The following is a 21,056-nucleotide window of genomic DNA, read 5'->3' as shown; positions in this document are numbered from 1 at the left end:
TTCACCTCACATTTGTTTCAAGCCTTGAATTTATAAGGTTTCCACCAAAATTGACAGCGCCACTATACGGCTGGCAACATTCTAATACAATTGATGTAACAATTTTTGCTACACAGCCCAGATTTTTAACGTTTTGCATTCAAAAAATCCTAACAAGTGCACACATCAGAGGAGAAAAATTGACTTTGATAACGAAGACACGTACAAAAATGTCACACAAACATCCTGGACGGATAAAATAATAAACAAAGGAGATTGTTATGGCGGATAAGAAAGCTACCCTTCATGTTGAAGGTCAAGCGCCTATCGAACTGCCAATTATGGAAGGTGCCCTAGGCACACCTGTAATTGATGTTCGTAAACTGGGAGCAAATGGATTTTTCACTTTTGACCCAGGTTTTCTTGCCACTGCATCTTGTGAATCTCAAATCACCTATATCGACGGCGGCAAAGGGATTCTTTTGCACCGCGGTTACCCAATTGATCAGTTAGCAAATAATGCTGATTACTTAGAAGTATGTTACATCCTTCTTTATGGTGAAGCCCCAACACGTGAACAATACGAGCAATTCAAGACAACTGTTACTCGTCACACTATGGTACATGAGCAAATTGCGAGCTTCTTCCACGGCTTCCGTCGTGACGCTCACCCAATGGCGGTCATGTGTGGTGTGGTTGGTGCACTTGCTGCGTTCTACCACGATTCATTAGATATTAACAACGACGAACACCGCGAAATCGCGGCATACCGACTACTGTCGAAAATGCCAACACTTGCGGCTATGTGTTACAAGTACTCAATCGGTCAGCCGTTCATTTACCCACGTAATGACCTAAGCTACGCTGAGAACTACCTACACATGATGTTCGCTAACCCATGTGAAGAGTACGAAGTTAACCCTGTTGTTGCTCGCGCAATGGATAAAATCTTCACACTACACGCAGACCACGAGCAAAACGCTTCAACGTCTACAGTACGTCTATCTGGTTCATCGGGTGCAAACCCGTTCGCATGTATCGCAGCAGGTATCGCATCTCTATGGGGTCCAGCTCACGGCGGCGCGAACGAAGCATGTCTGAAGATGCTTGAAGAGATCGGCAGTGTAGAAAACATTCCAGAGTACGTTGCGCGTGCGAAGGATAAAGATGATCCGTTCCGCCTAATGGGCTTCGGTCACCGCGTTTACAAGAACTACGACCCACGTGCTACGGTTATGCGTGAAACGTGTCACGAAGTTCTTAAAGAGCTTAACATCAAAGATCCACTGCTTGATGTGGCAATGGAACTTGAGCGTATCGCTCTATCTGACGAATACTTTGTATCGAAGAAGCTATACCCGAACGTAGACTTCTACTCAGGTATCATTCTGAAAGCGATCGGTATTCCTGTATCGATGTTCACCGTTATCTTTGCAATCTCTCGTACTATCGGTTGGATTGCACACTGGAACGAAATGCACAGCGATCCACTAAACCGTATCGGTCGTCCTCGCCAGCTATACACTGGTGAAGTACAGCGTGAATTCTCACCTCTACATGAGCGTGAATAATAGCTGACTAGCAAAATTAAAGGGCTGATGTGCGAACATCAACCCTTTTTTACTAGATTAGTTGCCATCCTCAAGAACGGTGTTAAACCGGATTATCAATATCGATAAACTCGACATCCAAACCGTGTTCTTTTGCCAACCATTCACCTAACGCTTTAATTCCGTAACGCTCAGTCGCGTGGTGGCCTGCTGCAAAGTAATGGATACCTTGCTCACGCGCCGAGTAAGTCGTACGCTCAGAGATCTCACCAGATACAAAAGCATCTAGGCCATTTTGCACCGCGAGCTCGATATAGTCTTGACCGCCACCAGTACACCAACCAACCGTTTCAATCATCTTATCAGCGTTATCTGGCGCAATATGCAAAGGCTCACGCTTAAGAACTTGGTTAATCTTGCTGGCGAATTCAGCACCTGTCATCGGCGTTTTTAGTCGACCAAACATCGCCACAGATTGTGGGTGACCTTCAAGGCCGCCTTCCACTTCTATATCTAACAAACGTGCCAGTTCAGCGTTGTTGCCAAGTTCAGGGTGGATATCCAGTGGAAGGTGGTAACCCAATAAGTTGACATCGTTCTTAATCAATGTGCGGATACGCTTACCTTTCATGCCGCGAATCGGCTCAGGTTCACCTTTCCAAAAATAGCCATGATGAACTAAAAGTGCGTCAGCATTGAGCTCTATCGCTTTATCAATTAATGCCTGTGAAGCCGTCACGCCCGTTACGACCTTTTTAATCTGCTCTTTACCTTCAACCTGCAAGCCGTTAGGTGCATAGTCTTTAATTAGCTGCGGAGAGAGCTTTTCGTTGAGGATTTTTTCTAATTGTAAGTTGTTCATGACAGCTTCCATCTAATTGCTAACATTGCGCTTTATCTTTGTCAGCAAAGTGTATTCGAACCATAGCAACCTTACCAGCACCTAGCTACAATAGTGACGTTTGAGCAGATATAGGTTTAAGGATGAACGCTTTACAACGTTTTTATCACTGGGTCCATGAAACGCCATCGCTATTTAAACGGACACCGCCATTTGTCGATGTCAAAGCGCTGACGATCACTCCTTTAAAACAAGAATATTATGAAGGGAATCCTCGACTAGGCTTCATCTACCAACACCTATGCACAGAGCTCATTAGTAATAGTGAAAAGTATTCGCTGCTCGAAGAAGAGATTCAAATCAACAAAGCGTCAGGCCAGACCCTAGGCGCAATTGATCTCATTCTGGATAACCTTGAGTCACAGCAGAAAGAACACTGGGAAGTCGCGATTAAATTCTATCTATTACATCAAGGCATTTGGTATGGACCGAACGCCCACGATCAGCTAGATAAAAAGCTCGCTAGAATGCTCTCTCATCAATTAAAAATGAGTGCATCTCCGGAATTCCTTGAACAGTACCCTCACTACTCTGATCTCACCGAGCATCTGTTAATCCAAGGGCGTCTTTATATCAATCCTTTTTCACCAGAGAGGATTCCAAAAGAGTGCCTAGGGTTTACGATAAACCCTAGCCAAATCACTGGCTATTGGTGTTATCAGAGTCAGTGGGCACAAATTAATGAGCCGCTCTATGAACTCGAAAAGCCACTGTGGGCTATTGGTTTGGAAGAATTCAATAGCCCAATCGACAAACCCAATGGACGATTTGTTCATGCGCAAACCAAAGGTGGCCAATTTTGGTTTGTTGTGCCCGATAGTTGGCCGAGTTAATAAATACACGATAAGAGCTACCTGCATTGCAACTATCGTCATCCTCGAGAGTGAGGCACGAACGAGTTGGAGATCTCTTTAAGTATGTCGGCAATTATATGAGATTCCCTACTCCCTCATTCTTCGGTCTATGGAATGACCTAACTTCCAATAAAAAAGGGCTGACAATTTGTCAGCCCTTAATACAACAGTTAATAGCCTAAATTACAGGCCTGCGTTAGCAAATACCTGATTTACGATCTCTTGCGCTTCTGCTTCGATCTGCTTTAAGTGCTCGGCACCTTTAAAGCTCTCGCAGTAGATTTTGTAAATATCTTCAGTGCCCGATGGACGCGCCGCAAACCAGCCATTTTCAGTGGTCACTTTAAGACCACCAATCGCAGCGCCATTACCCGGCGCATGAGTTAGACGAGCCGTAATTGCCTCACCTGCTAGCGTCTCTGCCGTTACCATTTCAGCAGAAAGCTTAGATAGCACGGCTTTTTGCGGGCCATTTGCCACAGCTTGAATGCGGTTGTATTCAGACGCACCATGTTTCGCCGCAAGCTCTTCGTAGTACTCTTGCGGGTTCTTACCCGTCACTGCAGTAATCTCAGCGGCTAGCAGACACAGAATGATACCATCTTTATCTGTAGACCACGGCGTACCGTCTTTACGTAGCAATGAAGCGCCCGCAGACTCTTCACCACCAAAGCCGAATTTACCTTGATAAAGACCATCAACAAACCATTTGAAACCAACTGGCACTTCACACAGTTCGCGACCAAGGTCTGCAACAACACGGTCAATTAGCGCACTTGATACCAAGGTCTTACCAACAGCGACGTCTTTACCCCAACCTTCGCGGTGACGGTATAAGTAATCAATACATACTGCTAAGAAATGGTTAGGGTTCATCAGACCTTTTGGCGTCACGATACCATGACGGTCGTAATCTGGGTCATTACCAAACGCTAGGTCATACTCATCTTTTAGTGCGAGTAAACCTGCCATCGCATAAGGAGATGAACAGTCCATACGAACCACGCCATCTTTATCCAGTGACATAAACTGGAATGATGGGTCGATCGCTTCGCTCACTAGCGTAAGATTCAGATTGTACGTTTGGCCAATTTGACGCCAGTAGTCGATACCGCTACCTCCGAGTGGATCCACGCCCAGTTTAAGGTTGGCTTTTTGGATCGCTTCCATATCGATCACATTTACTAGGTCATCAATGTATGGCTTTACAAGATCAATCTGCTTGAATAGCTCTGATGCTTTCGCCTGATCCAGAGGCATACGTCTTACGCCCTGAAGACCTTCAGCGATAAGAACGTTAGCACGATCTTGAATTGCTTGAGTGAGTTCACCTTCCGCAGGACCACCGTGTGTCGGGTTGTATTTAATACCGCCGTCTTGTGGTGGGTTGTGTGATGGCGTGATAACGATGCCATCGGCTTTGTCATCGTGCTTAAGGTTATGCGTCAAAATAGCGTGAGAAACACCCGGAGTCGGAGTATAGCCATTGTCTTGCTGAACAATCACTTCTACACCGTTAGCAATGAGGACTTCAACAACGGTCGAGAATGCAGGCTCAGACAACGCATGGGTATCTTTCCCAACAAAAAGTGGACCTGTTGTCCCCTTCTGCGCACGAACTTCAGCGACCGCTTGAGCGATAGCCAAAATATGGTGTTCATTAAATGTTGATTTATCCGCCGTACCGCGGTGACCAGATGTACCGAATTCAACTTTGTGCTCTGGATTTTTTGGGTCTGGCTGAAGGAGGAAGTAGTTCGCGACGAGGGCTGGAATATTATGCAGATCTTGCTGTTGAGCTTTTTGTCCCGCTCGTGGGTGCATAGCCATTTTGACATCCTTTCTTAAAATAATGAGAAATAAAAAACCTCATAATACGTTAACTAAGCCGCGCATTATGAGGTTCTAATCAGAATTATTTAAATTGAGTTAGTGACCTTCTCAATCAGATCTGATGGGAAATTCATTCGCGTCATCAGTTGGTCAACCATCTGCCTTTTTCGGCTAGTGTTGTTATTGGTAATCACCCAAAATGGAGAACCCGGAATAGCTTTTGGCTTAGTCGTATTACCGTTAGCCAGAAGTGTCTGCTCATTATCAGCAAAGTAAACGCGCTTGCGACCTTTTACTTTTGTTGCTTCAGAGAAATCACTCGGGTTAATGTGATGCAGTGTTGATAGAACCAACATAAAACGATCGATCGCTTTCTTAAGGCCCGCAAATTCGTCAGAAATGAGCAGTGAGCGCATCTCTTTCACACTATCTACAGACTCTTCTTTAATTGCATCTTTACTAACCACAACACCTTTTGGTTGCGCCATAACCTGCGGCTGTTGTGCTGCTGGAGCAGGATCTTTCGCATCTGTCATTAAAAGACGACGCAAAATGTCCGAAGCACTTTCACCGATGTCCTGGGTCTGACTTGCGATGTAACGGTATAGATCCTCATCAACCTCAATTGTTTTCATTCGCTTTTCACAATCTCTATGTTTAAACTCTGGGGGATTATAGCGAGATCTTTAAAGAGACTCTACGGTTTACCTGTAACGAATAAAATAAAATGTCACATCTGCTCAACTACAAAGTCGAAGGTGAGGGTCACACCATTGTTCTGATCCACGGATTGTTTGGAAACTTAGATAACCTAGGTCTACTTGCACGGGATCTAAGACAAGATCATCAGGTGGTTAGCATCGACCTGCGCAACCATGGCTTATCTCTGCACACCGAAGCCCACAACTACGCGCTAATGGCTCAAGATGTGCTTGATGTTGTGAAGCACTTGGCGCTGTCTAACTACATTGTCGTTGGTCACTCAATGGGTGGTAAAGTGGCAATGAAGCTCGCTGACATAGATAGAGGCAATATTGCCAAGCTATTGGTGCTTGATATGGCGCCAGTAAAATACCGCGAAAGTCGTCATGACAATGTGTTTAATGGCCTGAAAGCGGTCGAAGCGCAGCAACCAGCAAACAGAAAGCAAGCACTCGACATCCTTGCCGAACATATTGAGCTTGAAGGAGTAAGACAGTTTCTTGGTAAATCATTGTTTAACAATGGCGAACACCTAGCTTGGCGCTTTAACGTCACTAGCCTTTGGAACAACTACTGGGATATTTTAGGCTGGGAGCCAATTGCCCCAATTGACACTCCAACGTTGTTTCTAAAAGGTGGCGATTCTGACTATTTAACCACCGAACACCAAGCCGACGTTCAAAGTCAGTTCCACAATGCCAAAGCCCATGTTATCGCCAATACTGGGCACTGGTTACATGCAGAAAAGCCTGCTGAAGTTCTACGCGCGATTCGTAAATTCATCGCCTAAAACAGAATGAGAGATCTGTTACGCTCTGGCCGTTAACTTTATCTGTTAACAGTGGTATAGTTCCGCGCAAGTAATTTGGCATAAAGGGAACCCATGCTTTACGACTACATGAACATGCTCGAGTCAATTGGTCTCGATCTACTTTTTGCGTCTATCTTTTTCTTAATTGGTATGGCGATAAAAGATGTCTTAAAAGCGGGTAATGTCCCCCCTTTCGGTCGTCGCATTGTATGGTTAGTCCTATTCCTTGGCTGTGCTGGTTTTATTGCTAAAGGCATTATTCAGCTAAGCTGGGAAGGTGGTGGTCTCGGCTAATTGGTCGACACTACAACAGAAAATAGTAAAGGTAACGAATCTATGGCAAGTGTAGGCATCTTCTTTGGTAGCGACACAGGTAACACTGAAGCTGTTGCAAAGATGATTCAAAAGCAACTAGGTAAACAACTAGTTCACGTTCAAGACATCGCAAAAAGCAGCAAAGAAGACATCGACAACTTCGATCTTCTGCTTCTAGGTATCCCAACGTGGTACTACGGTGAAGCACAATGTGACTGGGATGATTTCTTCCCAGAACTTGAGCAGATCGATTTCTCAACTAAGCTAGTCGCTATCTTCGGTTGTGGTGACCAAGAAGATTACGCAGAGTACTTCTGTGATGCGATGGGCACAGTTCGTGACATCGTTGAAGCGAAAGGTGGCACTATCCTTGGCCACACTTCAACTGACGGCTACGAATTTGAAGCGTCGAAAGGTCTTGTTGAAGGCGACGACAGTCTATTTGTTGGTCTGTGTATTGATGAAGATCGTCAACCAGAACTGACTGAAGAGCGCGTTAACAACTGGTGTAAGCAGATCCACGAAGAGATGTGCTTAGCTGAGCTAGAAGACTAATACCTTCTTCCAAGGCAATTTAAAAACCTCCCAGTGGGAGGTTTTTTTGTATCTGGTTTTAACCCTATTGCCGCTAAGCAAGCTGCTCTTCGCTCTCTTCTCGGTATTTGGGCTTTTTGCGGACATAGAGTTTACGCTGGACTTCTGACACCACAGTGCCGTTTTTATCCTTTACGTAGGTGATAAATTCAGGAAAACACTTATCCCCGTTAGCCGTCTTGTTGAGAATATCTTGCAGTTGATCCTGACTCACACAAAAGTCAGCAAAAAGGTCACTCTGGCCAGGCTTGATAAAATTGATACTCGCCTCTTTATCCCACACATAATATTGCTCACCCAGAATCCCCATCAACATCAACGAATAGACAGGATCGGTGAGAGAAAAAATACTGCCACCATACTGAGTACGATTGGCATTTTTATTCCACCAGCGAAGCTTTAATCTCATCTTCACCTCGCGGAAATCATCGCTGATCGATAGTATTTTAATTCCGGCTCCCCAAAAAGGCGGCCAACTATTGAGTGCAAACTTCACCACATTCGGCTTATATATTTTGGCTAATGACTTATTCATTCTCAGTCCTTAAGTACAAGCTCCTTTCATTTGTTAATCAATTGTAACTGGTCGGATGTCACATATCAGTGACATCACACCACTTTATAAAAAAATAGTAGTAACCCCTTGAAGTTCGTGGTTTATTGTTATTGTGTAGTACCCTATAATGATAGGAATATTGGATTCTGTTAATTACTGCAGCTCATCAACAGGAAAGTATATGTCAGACAATAACCAAGCGCTAAAGGATGCTGGTCTTAAAGTTACCCTTCCAAGACTGAAGATTTTAGAAGTATTACAGCAACCTGACTGCCAACATATCAGTGCTGAAGAACTGTACAAAAAACTGATCGACCTAGGTGAAGAAATTGGCCTTGCGACAGTATATCGCGTATTAAACCAATTTGATGATGCAGGTATCGTGACTCGCCACCACTTTGAAGGTGGAAAGTCAGTGTTTGAATTATCGACTCAGCACCACCACGACCACCTTGTTTGTTTAGATTGTGGTGAAGTAATCGAGTTTTCTGATGACATCATTGAAGAGCGTCAAAAAGAAATCGCTGAAAAATACAATGTGACGCTAACTAACCACAGTCTTTACCTCTACGGTAAGTGTGGTGATGGAAGCTGTAAAGATAACCCTGACGCTCACAAGCCGAAGAAGTAATCTTAAAAAGCGCTCAATCTCAATGAGCGCTTTTCTTTTATCTGCAGAGTATAGATACAAAAATGCCAGTCGTTTGACTGGCATTTTTATTTAGAGCAGTTGCTTACTTAGCTTCGATTTTAGCCCAAGTATCACGCAAACCTACTGTGCGGTTAAAGACCAAAGCATCCGCTTTAGACTCTTTTGCATCCGCGCAGAAGTAACCCATACGCTCGAACTGGAAACCAGCTTCTGCTTCTGCACTCGCTAGGCTTGGTTCAACAAAACCATTTAGCTTAACTAGTGAATCCGGGTTAATTGTCTCAGCAAAGTTGTCTGCTGCCGCCGGGTTAGGCACAGTAAATAGACGATCGTATAGACGAATTTCAGCTGGAAGGCCTTTGTCCGCCGATACCCAGTGAATAACACCTTTTACTTTACGGCCATCTTCTGGGTTCTTACCTAGCGTATCAGCATCGTAGCTACAGAAGATAGTGGTAATATTGCCTTCTGCATCTTTCTCAATGCGTTCAGCTTTGATCACGTAAGCGCCACGTAGACGAACTTCTTTGCCTAGAACAAGACGCTTGTACTTCTTGTTCGCTTCTTCACGGAAGTCTTCACGCTCAATCCACACTTCACGAGTAAATGGAACTTCACGCTCACCCATTTCTGGTTTGTTCGGGTGGTTTGCCACTGTTAGTGACTCAACCTTACCTTCTTCGAAGTTTTCAATAACGATCTTAACTGGATCAAGTACCGCCATTGCACGTGGTGCGTTTTCATTCAAGTCATCACGAATACAAGACTCTAGTGAGCTCATTTCAATCATGTTGTCTTGCTTAGTTACACCAATACGCTTACAGAATTCACGAATTGACGCAGAGGTAAAGCCACGACGACGTAGGCCTGAAATAGTCGGCATACGAGGGTCATCCCAACCATCAACTAATTTCTCAGTCACTAGTTGGTTTAGCTTACGCTTAGACATTACTGTATATTCAAGGTTTAGACGGCTGAACTCGTACTGACGAGGCTGACAATCAATCGTGATGTTGTCTAGAACCCAATCGTATAGACGACGGTTGTCTTGGAACTCAAGCGTACAGATAGAGTGCGTAATGCCCTCTAGCGCATCAGAAATACAGTGCGTGAAATCGTACATTGGGTAAATGCACCACTTATCACCAGTTTGGTGATGCTCTGCAAAACGAACACGGTATAGAACTGGATCGCGTAGCACGATGAAAGAAGACGCTAGATCAATCTTCGCACGTAGACATGCTTTGCCTTCTTCAAAGCCACCGTCACGCATTTTTTCAAATAGCGCTAGGTTTTCTTCTGGCGTACGATCACGGTATGGGCTTGGCTTACCTGGTTGAGTAAGTGTGCCACGGTACTCGCGGATCTGCTCAGGACTTAGCTCTTCAACGTACGCTAAGCCTTTGTTAATTAATTCCACTGCGTAGCCGTATAGCTTGTCGAAGTAGTTTGATGAGTAACATACATCACCACTCCACTCAAAGCCCAACCAACTCACATCATTCTTAATTGACTCAACGTATTCAACGTCTTCTTTTTCTGGGTTAGTGTCATCAAAACGTAGATTACACTGACCCTGGTAGTCCTGAGCAATACCGAAGTTCAAGCAAATTGACTTAGCGTGACCGATATGCAGATAACCGTTCGGCTCTGGTGGGAAACGAGTATGCACGCTTGTGTGTGTACCATCCGCTAAATCTTTATCGATGATTTGGCGAATGAAATTCGATGGACGAGCCTCAGCTTCACTCATCTATAGCACCTCAATTGTTGTAGTATTGTTCAGATAATTCTTTACTTTGACGACTTCAATAGCCGTCAAGTACATAACGTCTAATGATCCACAATTCTGGTGGATTACACAACAATATCTCGACTGAAAACACTTTTTTTTTCATTGTCTGGTTAAGAAGCTAGCATTGTTCATCTCTCCTTAAGCGCCAAACGCAAAAAAGCCTCCCGAAGGAGGCTTTTATCACTTACTTATTAACCAGTGGTTACTAAGGAAGTTTTACATCAGAAAGGTCTTCATTAGCACCGATTGCTTTCATTTCACCAGCAACGATTTCAGCTAGAGGACCAAGGATAACTTGAAGGTTATTCTCACCTAGTTTAACTACACCCTTCGCACCAAGCTTCTTAAGTACTACTTCGTCAGCTACAGAGCGGTCTTTAAGAGTAAGACGTAGACGAGTGATACAAGCGTCGATTGACGTTAGGTTATCGTGGCCACCTAGAGCTTTTAGGTATTGACGCGCTAGGTCACCCTTTTTCGCATCGCCTGCAGGAGCCGCTGAAGTCTGTTCGTCGTCATCTTCACGACCTGGCGATTTCAGGTTGAATGCGCGGATAGCGAATGAGAATGTGAAGAAGTATAGAGCACCAAAGCCTAGACCGATTAGTAGTAGAGTAAACGGTTTAGTTGCTAGACCCCAGTTCAGTACGAAGTCGATTAGACCAGCAGAGAAACCAAAGCCGTGTAGCGTACCAAACATATTCGCAACAACTAGAGATAGACCGGTGAATACAGCGTGCATTGCGTATAGAGCAGGAGCTAGGAATACGAACATGAATTCTAGTGGCTCAGTAATACCTGTTAGGAATGAACAGAAAGCTACTGAGAATAGTGCACCACCAACTTGGCTACGCTTTTCAACTGGAGCGGCTAGGTACATTGCTAATGCAGCACCTGGTAGACCGAACATCATTACTGGGAAGAAGCCGTTCATGAATACGCCAGCAGACTTGTCGCCACCGAAGTAACGGTTTAAGTCACCAGTTTTAATTGTCTCTGTGACTTCTTTAACAGTTGCAGTGATTTCTGGAGTAACAGAATTAGCGAATTCAAATGTGTGAGATTGACCTGCAACAAGAGTTTTAGCTAGAGCAGGATCGACACACAACTGTTGTAGTGCAGGAAGAGCTTGACCAGCTGATTGAGCACCAGTAACTAGAACCTCTTGACATGTTCCCATACCGAACCAGAAGTAAGAGTTTAATACGTGGTGTAGACCCACAGGGATAAGTGCACGGTTAAGAGTACCGTAAACGAACTGACCAACTGCACCTGAAGTAGAAACAGCATGTGCTAGAGCGTCAAGACCACCTTGAATTGTTGGCCATACAACCCCAGCAACAGCACCTGCCACTAACGAGAAAAGACCAGCCATGATTGGTACTAAACGTTTGCCAGAGAAAAATGCTAACCACTCAGGAAGACGTGTCGCATGGAAAGCGTTGTAAGAATGGCCTGCGATGATACCAGCAATGATACCACCAAAGAATGACATATTAACGCTTGAATCGATCGTTGCTGCTGTAGCAGTAATTACAAAGTAAGCAACCACACCAGCTAGACCGGCTGCACCTTGACCATCTTTAGATAGACCAATCGCGATACCTAGACCAAAAAGTAGTGGTAGTTGGCTAAAGATCGCATTACCAGCAGATGCCATAAATGCAATATCTAAAAGGTCAGGTTGACCCAAACGTAGTAAGAGCGCCGCAACTGGAAGCGTTGCGATAGGCAGCATAAGAGCTTTACCTAACTTTTGCGCATATCCAAGAATATTCACCTTAAGTTCCCCCTATAGGATTTTGTAATGTTGAGCTACTTTTTTTAGCCGCTCAATTTAGTCCTGCTCAGTTTATGATATTAATTTTGCTCCGCAAATTAAAACCTCATCATTTGTGATCCTAATCACCAGAAAATGGCAATATTCAAGGTTTTTGCTAGCGAGATCATAAAACTTATTTTACAATCCAAAAAAATAGCATTCATTAGAGTGAAATCGAGTTACTCTTATTCAATATAAATAGACTTCGAGTGTTGCTATATCTAGTATCAAGTGAGGTATAGGCATCGACCTTAATCTCTTGCAACCTCAGTAATGACGAAGGATAACATCGACTTTAGACGACTCTTTTTTCGTTTGCTAAACGATATTTTGCGACCTAATTGAAGGCTACAAATAAAGTAAAACTTTTCATTGAACTTACTTCATTTAATCGGCTAAAAAGTATTAAGAATCTGACCTATAAGGATTAGCTAACCATGTATGCGCTAACTAACTGTAAAATATTTACCGGCAGCGACGTCCTCGTTGAACATGCTGTTATCATTAACAACAACCTTATTGATGCTGTGTGTCCAATTTCACAGCTTCCTGAAGGCATTGAGACTCGTGATCTAAATGGCGCTAACCTTAGTCCAGGCTTCATCGACTTACAGTTAAATGGTTGTGGTGGCGTAATGCTGAACGATGAAATCACAGCAGAAACCATGCAGATAATGCACGAAGCTAACCTAAAATCGGGCTGTACAAGCTTCCTACCAACGCTGATCACCTCATCTGATGAAGATATGCGTCAAGCAGTTGCTGCTGCACGTGACTACCACACGAAGTACCAAAACCAATCGTTAGGTCTGCACCTTGAAGGTCCATACCTTAACGTTGCGAAAAAAGGCATCCACAGCGTTGATTTCATCCGCCCTTCGGATGACAGCATGATCGACTTCATGTGCGAAAACGCTGACGTGATTGCAAAAGTAACACTAGCACCTGAGCACAACGAAGCTGCACACATTGAACGCCTCAAGCAAGCTGGTATCGTTGTGTCTATTGGTCATACTAATGCAACTTACGCGGAAGCACGTCGCGGCTTTAATGCAGGCATTACTTTCGCTACTCATCTATTCAATGCAATGACCCCTATGGTTGGTCGTGAACCAGGTGTTGTCGGCGCGATCTACGATACGCCAGACGTATACGCCGGCATCATTGCTGACGGTTTCCATGTTGACTACGCAAACATTCGTATCGCTCACAAAATTAAGGGCGAAAAATTAGTATTAGTGACCGATGCCACAGCTCCTGCAGGCGCTGACATGGATTACTTTATTTTTGTTGGTAAGAAAGTATATTACCGTGATGGTAAGTGTGTTGATGAAAATGGCACACTCGGCGGCTCAGCACTTACAATGATCGAAGCAGTTCAAAATACTGTTGAGCACGTCGGAATCGCTCTGGACGAAGCACTACGCATGGCTACTTTGTACCCAGCAAAAGCAATCGGTGTTGAAGAGCAGCTAGGCCGAGTGAAGAAAGGCATGGTTGCAAACCTCACTGTATTTGATCGTGACTTCAATGTTCAGGCGACGGTTGTTAACGGACAATACGAGCAAAATTAAGAATGAATGGCGGACAAATAGGTAACGTAGATTTAGTAAAACAACTAAATAGTGCAGCAGTTTACAGACTCATCGACCAGCAAGGCCCTATTTCTAGGATCCAAGTTGCCGACGTCAGTCAACTGGCACCCGCAAGTGTTACAAAAATCACCCGCCAACTTTTAGAACGCGGCCTAATTAAAGAGGTCGCGCAGCAAGCATCTACAGGTGGTCGCCGCGCAATTTCTCTGACGACAGAGGTAGAGCCGTTCCACTCAGTCGCAATTCGCCTAGGCAGAGACTACATTCAGTTCAGTCTTTATGACCTAGGCGGAAAAGAACTTACTTCCGACTACTGTGAGTTCTTTTACACCACTCAAGATGAATTGATTGAGGGCCTGCTCACTCAGCTCAAGCAGTTTATCCAGACTCATCAAAGCTCTATCAACCAGCTCATCGCTATCGGTGTGATCCTTCCAGGTCTGGTTAACCCAGAATCTGGTGTGGTTGAGTACATGCCAAACATTCCGATCGACAACCTAGCACTATCAGAAATCATCCATAAGTCATTTCATGTGCAGTGTTTCGTGGGCAACGATGTCCGTGGTATGGCATTAGCTGAACATTACTTTGGCGCGAGCCAAGACTGTCAAGACTCTATTTTAGTCAGTGTCCACCGTGGTACGGGGGCGGGTATTATCGTTAATGGCCAAGTTTTCTTAGGCTTTAACCGCAACGTAGGTGAAATCGGGCACATTCAAATCGACCCATTAGGCGAGCAGTGCCAATGCGGTAACTTCGGTTGTCTAGAAACAGTGGCGGCAAACCCTGCAATTGTTGAACGCGTCAATAAACTTATCAAGCAGGGCTATGAATCCAGCCTAGCTACGCTTGATACGATTAACATTTCCGATGTATGTGAGCATGCTAATCTTGGCGATGAACTTGCAAAACAGAGCTTAGTCCGTGTTGGCAACAAGCTAGGTAAAGCGATCGCAATTACCATTAACTTGTTTAACCCGCAAAAAGTCATCATCGCTGGCGACATTACCCAATGTAAAGATATTGTCTTCCCTGCGATTCGTCGTAATGTCGAAAATCAATCTTTAACCACTTTCCACAGTGATTTACCAATTGTTGCATCAAAAATCGACAAACAGCCTACCCTTGGTGCGTTTGCGATGATTAAACGTGCAATGCTAAACGGGGTATTGTTACAAAAATTGTTAGAAGATTAATCTTCTCCCCCTGTAAGCAACTAATTGAGTTAGAATAGCGGGCTACGACATGTAGCCCGTTTTTTTAGGACGAAATAATACACATATGGAACTCATCTTAATTTCAGCGGCTTTTTTAGCTGGTTTTATTGCACTCAAATGCAACCTTCCCCCGTTAGTCGGATTCTTGCTTGCCGGTTTTGGTTTACATGCAATGGGCTACCAGAGTGACGATACCATCGTGACTTTAGCCGATCTTGGTGTGACATTATTACTGTTCACTATCGGTCTGAAATTAGACATTAAAACCTTACTATCTAAAGAGATCTGGGCTGGCGCCACCATTCATAACCTGTTATCGACGGCTATTTTCAGCCTCGCCCTATTCTGTTTTAAGTTCTTAGGCATCAGCTCATTAGCAGCGATGTCTATTGACCAAATCCTTCTGCTTGGCTTTGCGCTCTCTTTCTCTAGCACCGTTTTCGCGGTGAAATCATTGCAGGAAAAAGGTGAGATGAACGCCACTTACGGTACCATTGCTATTGGTATATTGGTGATGCAGGACATCTTTGCCGTTGTGTTCTTAACCGCCTCAACGGGTAAAATTCCAGAGTGGTATGCCATCGGCTTATTTGCTCTGCCGCTACTAAGACCGCTCTTTTTCAAAATGCTGGATTGGGTTGGCCACGGTGAGATGCTGGTGCTACTCGGTATTTTCTTTGCCCTAGTCGCTGGTGCAGGCCTATTTGAGCTTGTCGGTATGAAGCCAGATCTAGGTGCTCTGATTCTCGGCATGCTACTCGCCGCGCATAAGAAAGCCTCAGAGCTATCCAAGTCGTTATTCAATTTGAAAGAGCTGTTCCTTGTTTGCTTCTTTCTTAATATTGGCCTTTCAGCCAGCCCAACCTTATCGGGTTTTGCTTTAGCGATTTTGTTCCTATTGCTATTACCTCTGAAAGGTATTCTCTACTTCCTTGTACTCAACACCTTTAAGTTTCGTGTGCGTACGTCGCTACTTGCCTCATTAAGCCTATTTAACTTCAGTGAGTTTGGTCTAATCGTGGGTGGATTAGCGTTTAAAATGGGTTGGATGAGTGGCGACATTCTCGTCGCACTTGCCATTGCAGTGTCTATTTCGTTTGTTCTCGCTGCACCAATTAATCGCCATGGCCATGCTTTATACCAACGTTCTGGCCGATGGCTACGCGAGCACGCAGCAGAAAAGCTCAATACTCGCGACCAACTTATTAACCCAGGCCACGCTCAGGTGCTGATCTTGGGCATGGGACGTATCGGCACTGGTGCTTATGATGAGTTGAGAAATCGCTACGGTAAAATCAGCTTAGGTATCGAAGTTCGTGAAGATGCCGCTCATCAGCACAAAACGCACGGACGAAATGTCATTTCCGGCGATGCAACCGACCCAGATTTCTGGGAGCGTATTTTAGATACCGCCAATGTAAAGCTGGTTCTATTGGCAATGCCGCACCACCAAGGTAACCAAATTGCACTGGAACAGCTTCAGCGTCGAAACTTTAAAGGGCAAATTGCCGCGATTGCTGAATACCCTGACCAGCTTGAAGCTCTAATTGACGGTGGTGTCGATGCCGCTTTCAACATCTATAGTGAAGCTGGTAGTGGTTTTGCGCGACATGTATGTGATCAGCTACAACCCGAATTTAACCGAGTAAACTAATTTCCATAGCCCAGCACTAAGCCGCTCATTTCGAGCGGCTTTTTCATCATCTGTTCAAATAAACAACAAAACCTAGATTTTATATACCAAAAGTGCGCTTTAATTAGATTTCATTCACCATTATGTCGTTATGATTATTTTTTTAATCAAACACGGTTGATTTTTTTAATCAAAATGGCAAATTGAAGTTAGAAAGTTAATATGAATTTAAAGGGAAGTTGTATGTGTTCGATTTTTGGTATTTTAGACATCAAGAGTGATGCAGAAACGCTACGTCCAATTGCACTAGAAATGTCTAAAAAACTGCGCCATCGCGGTCCAGACTGGTCTGGAATTTATTCTTCAGAAAAAGCAATTCTTGCGCATGAGCGTTTAGCGATTGTTGGTTTAAATAGTGGTGCTCAGCCTCTTTATAGCCCAGACAAAAAACACATCCTTGCAGTGAATGGCGAGATCTACAACCACAAAGAGATCCGTGCACGCTACGAAGATAAGTACGACTTCCAAACAGACTCAGACTGTGAAGTAATCTTAGCGCTATACCAAGATATGGGCGCAGATCTGCTTGAAGAGCTTAACGGCATCTTCGCATTTGTTCTTTACGATGAAGAGAAAGATCAGTACCTAGTGGGTCGTGACCATATCGGCATTATCCCACTTTACCAAGGACATGATGAGCACGGTAACTACTACGTCGCTTCAGAAATGAAAGCGCTAGTGCCTGTATGTAAAACAGTTAGCGAATTCGCACCGGGCAGCTACTTCAGCTCTACCGATTCGGCGCCTCAGCGTTACTACATCCGTGACTGGAATGAGTACGCTGCTGTACAAGGTAACTCCACGAGCAAAAAAGAACTGACTGAAGCACTAGAAGCTGCAGTTAAGCGCCAGCTAATGACTGACGTACCTTATGGTGTGCTCCTTTCAGGCGGTCTAGATTCATCGATTACTTCTGCGGTTGCTAAACGCTTCGCTGCAATGCGTATTGAAGATGATGAAAAGTCAGAAGCATGGTGGCCTCAACTTCACTCATTTGCGGTTGGTCTTGAAGGCGCTCCCGATCTTAAAGCTGCACGTGAAGTCGCAGACCAAATCGGTACGGTTCACCACGAGATGACTTACACCATTCAAGAAGGTCTAGATGCGATTCGTGACGTTATCTACCACATTGAAACGTATGACGTCACAACCATCCGTGCCTCTACCCCAATGTTCCTAATGGGTCGTAAGATCAAAGCTATGGGAATCAAAATGGTACTTTCAGGCGAAGGAGCAGACGAGATCTTTGGCGGTTATTTATACTTCCACAAAGCGCCAAACGCAAAAGAGTTCCACGAAGAAACAGTACGTAAACTGCTTGCCCTAAACATGTTTGACTGTGCTCGCGCGAACAAATCGCTTGCGGCATGGGGTGTTGAAGGTCGTGTGCCTTTCCTCGATAAAGAGTTTATAGACGTAGCGATGCGCCTAAACCCAGAAGACAAGATGTGTGGTAACGGTAAGATGGAGAAACATATCCTACGTGAGTGTTTCGAACACTACCTGCCAGAAGCAATCGCATGGCGCCAGAAAGAACAGTTCTCTGACGGTGTTGGTTACAGCTGGATTGACACTCTAAAAGAGGTAGCTGAAGCTAAAATTACTGACCAGCAAATGGAAACGGCGGCATTCCGCTTCCCATACAACACTCCAACAACGAAAGAGGGTTACGTATACCGTGAGATCTTTGAAGAGTTGTTCCCACTACCATCAGCTGCAGAGTGTGTTCCTGGTGGTCCATCGGTAGCATGTTCATCAGCTAAAGCGATTGAATGGGATGAGTCATTTAAGAACATGGCAGACCCATCAGGTAGAGCAGTACAAAGTGTCCACAACGACGCATACTAACTACTAATAATTTCCATTCTAAAGGCACCCAAGTGGTGCTTTTTTATCAACCAACCAATAATAAATTCACCCCACCAATGGTAATAACATTCTTGCAAATCAGCTCAATTTTGGAAACTAAGTTTGTAGCACGAACAATACATGAACAATATAACAATTAATTATATAAAAATCATAATCTTATAAATCAAACCTCACAATATAGATGATTATCACCGATTGCAGTATAAGCACCCAAAGAGTATATGTAGGAGCCAATAAAAAACGATAATATCTAACATTAATAAAACTTATGACAAACCAACATCATCAATTTTTCGGCCACCCACGTGGCCTATTCCTACTGTTCGGTACCGAACTTTGGGAGCGATTCTCTTACTACGCGATGCGCGCCATCCTAGTGCTTTATTTAACAGACGCAACCATGAATGGCGGCTTGGGCTGGTCGACCAAAGATGCCCTTGACCTATACGGCATCTATACTGGACTTGTCTACATTACCCCCCTAATTGGCGGTTACTTAGCCGATAACTATCTAGGCCAACGTCGCTCAATCTTAATTGGTGGTGTTCTGATGGCCGCAGGGCAGTTCACTCTCGCATTACCAGCAGATGCTCTTGGTCTTGGCTCATTACATACCTTCTACCTTGGTCTTGCTCTGTTGATTTCGGGTAACGGTCTATTTAAGCCAAACATCTCAACCATGGTAGGCGATCTTTACCAAAAGGGCGACAACCGCCGTGACGGTGCCTTTACCATTTTCTACATGGGTATCAACCTTGGTGCGCTATTCGCAGGCGTTGTGTCTGGCTCTGTGACTAACTCATTTGGTTGGAAAGCGGGCTTTGTTGCTGCTGGTGTGGGCATGTTGATTAGCCTCGTTATGCAAATGACCCTAGCTCAATCTTGGTTGGGTGACATTGGCCGCGAACCAGCTGCTAAGCGTGATCTAGTAATCAAGGCATCATCTAAGAAAGAGCCGCTGACTAAAGAAGAGTTTGACCGTATCAAAGTTATTCTAGTGATGGGCTTGTTCACTATCGTATTCTGGGCAGGTTTCGAGCAAGCAGGCGGCCTGATGAACATCTACACTCAGCAATACACCGACCGCATGATTGGTGGATTTGAAGTTCCAGCGGCTTGGTTCCAATCTTTGAACCCGTTTTTCATTATTACCCTAGCGCCTATCTTAGCCATGTTATGGGTTAAGCTCGGCAAGCGTGAGCCAAGCTCTCCAGTGAAATTTGGAGTGGCTATGTTCTTCCTAGCACTTGGCTTCTTATGTATGGTCGGCGCGGTAATGGAGCAAGGTGGCGATACTACAGTGAAAACATCAATGCTATGGTTAGTTGGCGCGTTTTTCTTCCATACTCTTGGTGAACTTTGCTTATCGCCAATTGGCCTTTCTATGGTGACAAAACTAGCCCCACTACGTCTAGCATCACTGATGATGGGCGCTTGGTTTGGCTCTAATGCGATTGCTAACTACGTTGCTGGCTACGTGGGTTCTCACGTTGGTGAACTAGGTGCAATGGCTATCTTTAGTGGTATTGCTGTGACAGCAACTGTATCAGGTGTCATCCTACTCTTGTTCTCTAACACACTGGTTCGTTGGATGCATGGTGCAGAAAGCCCAATGAGTAACGCTGAGCAGGTTGAAGAACAACAAACGCAAATCGCATAACAGCAGCATACTCCCTATGAAAAGTAAAAATCCACCTGCATAGCAGGTGGCTTTGAAAGGCCCCCTAAAAGGGGGCTCACTGTTAGTTTTCTAACCCCAACCGCATCTGACGCTCTTCTTCTTCCTTTCCAACACGATCTTGGTGCCGGACATACCTACGTATAATTTCCTCATTCATCCCTACTGAATCAACGAAGTAGCCTCTTTGCCAAAATTTGTTACCCCATAATTTCTTCTTTCTTAAATACGGAAATTTGTTGAACAAGCGAATTGCGGTTCGTCCTTTTACAAAACCCATATATGTCGAAACACTCAAGCTAGGTGGCAATCTCACGACCAGATGCACGTGGTCTACTTGAACATTCAGCTCTACAACCTTACAGTTCTTCATATTACTGTAGATATAGATACTTCGGTAAAGCTCCTTACCCAAATTGCCTTTCAAGATTTTCAGGCGGTATTTTGGCGTCCAGACTATGTGGTACTGACACCTATAATATACGTGTGAGGCGGATTCATATTTGCTCATGTTCTTTATTTCCTTCATTTGCTGGTTACAACCGAGGACATCTTGAACATGAGCGTTCTTCGGGCATAGCCCAAAGGAACGATCACCACCTTCTAAAGAAGGTGGTTTAAGGTTAGAAAATAAAAA

At 44.4% G+C, this 21,056-nt stretch carries 18 protein-coding genes; 11 read left to right on the top strand and 7 right to left on the bottom strand.

Annotation, left to right across the window (positions count from 1 at the left end; genetic code table 11):
• Positions 1-260: 260 nt before the first annotated feature.
• Entirely contained in the window at positions 261-1,550 is a 1,290-nt protein-coding gene (locus tag ACU01J_RS12455; RefSeq protein ID WP_134835250.1) for a citrate synthase, read from the top strand.
• A gap of 82 nt (positions 1,551-1,632) precedes the next feature.
• On the opposite strand, the gene ACU01J_RS12450 is transcribed toward ACU01J_RS12455, so the two are convergent.
• On the bottom strand, positions 1,633-2,391 hold the full coding sequence (locus ACU01J_RS12450) for a Nif3-like dinuclear metal center hexameric protein (RefSeq protein WP_481085988.1): 759 nt from the start codon (positions 2,389-2,391) through the stop codon (positions 1,633-1,635).
• Between the two features lie 122 nt (positions 2,392-2,513).
• On the opposite strand from ACU01J_RS12450, the gene ACU01J_RS12445 reads away from it, so the two are divergent.
• The gene (locus tag ACU01J_RS12445; protein ID WP_481085987.1) at positions 2,514-3,263 is read left to right on the top strand and encodes a DUF1853 family protein; all 750 of its coding nucleotides are present in this window, start codon (positions 2,514-2,516) and stop codon (positions 3,261-3,263) included.
• Positions 3,264-3,467: 204 nt separating this feature from the next.
• Here ACU01J_RS12445 and pgm read toward each other — a convergent pair whose 3' ends face one another.
• Positions 3,468-5,114 carry a phosphoglucomutase (alpha-D-glucose-1,6-bisphosphate-dependent) gene (gene pgm / locus ACU01J_RS12440; protein ID WP_481085986.1) on the bottom strand — a complete coding sequence of 549 codons (1,647 nt, stop codon included), beginning with the start codon at positions 5,112-5,114 and terminating at the stop codon, positions 3,468-3,470.
• 89 nt (positions 5,115-5,203) lie between these two features.
• Positions 5,204-5,752, bottom strand: coding sequence for a replication initiation negative regulator SeqA (gene seqA / locus ACU01J_RS12435; protein WP_481085985.1), 549 nt, complete (start codon positions 5,750-5,752; stop codon positions 5,204-5,206).
• Between the two features lie 92 nt (positions 5,753-5,844).
• Here seqA and ACU01J_RS12430 point away from each other — a divergent pair, with 92 nt between their 5' ends.
• From ACU01J_RS12430 to fldA, 3 genes are all read left to right on the top strand, one after another.
• On the top strand, positions 5,845-6,609 hold the full coding sequence (locus ACU01J_RS12430; protein ID WP_481085984.1) for an alpha/beta fold hydrolase: 765 nt from the start codon (positions 5,845-5,847) through the stop codon (positions 6,607-6,609).
• 93 nt (positions 6,610-6,702) lie between these two features.
• The gene (locus tag ACU01J_RS12425; protein ID WP_053440537.1) at positions 6,703-6,924 is read left to right on the top strand and encodes a DUF2788 domain-containing protein; all 222 of its coding nucleotides are present in this window, start codon (positions 6,703-6,705) and stop codon (positions 6,922-6,924) included.
• A gap of 42 nt (positions 6,925-6,966) precedes the next feature.
• Positions 6,967-7,500 (top strand): flavodoxin FldA, encoded by a 534-nt coding sequence (gene fldA, locus ACU01J_RS12420; RefSeq protein ID WP_004413179.1) that lies wholly within the window; start codon positions 6,967-6,969, stop codon positions 7,498-7,500.
• A gap of 73 nt (positions 7,501-7,573) precedes the next feature.
• Here the strand turns inward: fldA and ACU01J_RS12415 are convergent, their stop codons facing one another.
• Positions 7,574-8,074, bottom strand: a complete 501-nt coding sequence (locus ACU01J_RS12415) for a DUF4442 domain-containing protein (protein WP_481085983.1) — start codon at positions 8,072-8,074, stop codon at positions 7,574-7,576.
• A gap of 202 nt (positions 8,075-8,276) precedes the next feature.
• Here ACU01J_RS12415 and fcrX point away from each other — a divergent pair, with 202 nt between their 5' ends.
• Positions 8,277-8,726: a ferric iron uptake transcriptional regulator FcrX gene (gene fcrX, locus ACU01J_RS12410; protein WP_408688094.1), complete on the top strand. Its 450-nt coding sequence runs from the start codon at positions 8,277-8,279 to the stop codon at positions 8,724-8,726.
• Positions 8,727-8,829: 103 nt separating this feature from the next.
• On the opposite strand, the gene glnS is transcribed toward fcrX, so the two are convergent.
• Both glnS and nagE read right to left on the bottom strand, forming a co-directional pair.
• Complete coding sequence (glnS, locus tag ACU01J_RS12405; protein WP_481085982.1) at positions 8,830-10,500, bottom strand: glutamine--tRNA ligase; 1,671 nt, start codon at positions 10,498-10,500, stop codon at positions 8,830-8,832.
• Between the two features lie 247 nt (positions 10,501-10,747).
• Positions 10,748-12,322, bottom strand: coding sequence for an N-acetylglucosamine-specific PTS transporter subunit IIBC (nagE, locus tag ACU01J_RS12400; protein ID WP_481085981.1), 1,575 nt, complete (start codon positions 12,320-12,322; stop codon positions 10,748-10,750).
• A gap of 479 nt (positions 12,323-12,801) precedes the next feature.
• Here nagE and nagA point away from each other — a divergent pair, with 479 nt between their 5' ends.
• The 5 genes from nagA (at position 12,802) to ACU01J_RS12375 (ending at position 20,401) form a co-directional block, all read left to right on the top strand.
• Complete coding sequence (gene nagA / locus ACU01J_RS12395; RefSeq protein WP_481085980.1) at positions 12,802-13,938, top strand: N-acetylglucosamine-6-phosphate deacetylase; 1,137 nt, start codon at positions 12,802-12,804, stop codon at positions 13,936-13,938.
• A gap of 2 nt (positions 13,939-13,940) precedes the next feature.
• Complete coding sequence (gene nagC / locus ACU01J_RS12390; protein ID WP_481085979.1) at positions 13,941-15,155, top strand: DNA-binding transcriptional regulator NagC; 1,215 nt, start codon at positions 13,941-13,943, stop codon at positions 15,153-15,155.
• Between the two features lie 85 nt (positions 15,156-15,240).
• On the top strand, positions 15,241-16,830 hold the full coding sequence (locus tag ACU01J_RS12385) for a cation:proton antiporter domain-containing protein (RefSeq protein ID WP_481085978.1): 1,590 nt from the start codon (positions 15,241-15,243) through the stop codon (positions 16,828-16,830).
• Between the two features lie 222 nt (positions 16,831-17,052).
• Positions 17,053-18,717 (top strand): asparagine synthase B, encoded by a 1,665-nt coding sequence (gene asnB, locus ACU01J_RS12380; protein WP_481085977.1) that lies wholly within the window; start codon positions 17,053-17,055, stop codon positions 18,715-18,717.
• A gap of 292 nt (positions 18,718-19,009) precedes the next feature.
• On the top strand, positions 19,010-20,401 hold the full coding sequence (locus ACU01J_RS12375; protein ID WP_481085976.1) for a peptide MFS transporter: 1,392 nt from the start codon (positions 19,010-19,012) through the stop codon (positions 20,399-20,401).
• Between the two features lie 82 nt (positions 20,402-20,483).
• Here ACU01J_RS12375 and tnpA read toward each other — a convergent pair whose 3' ends face one another.
• On the bottom strand, positions 20,484-20,930 hold the full coding sequence (tnpA, locus tag ACU01J_RS12370) for an IS200/IS605 family transposase (RefSeq protein WP_481083863.1): 447 nt from the start codon (positions 20,928-20,930) through the stop codon (positions 20,484-20,486).
• Positions 20,931-21,056 lie beyond the last annotated feature (126 nt).

The sequence above is a fragment of the Vibrio sp. 2433-A1 genome (assembly GCF_056726085.1).
Note: the sequence above shows the minus strand (reverse complement) of the source record. Positions and strands in the feature narration are given on the sequence as shown.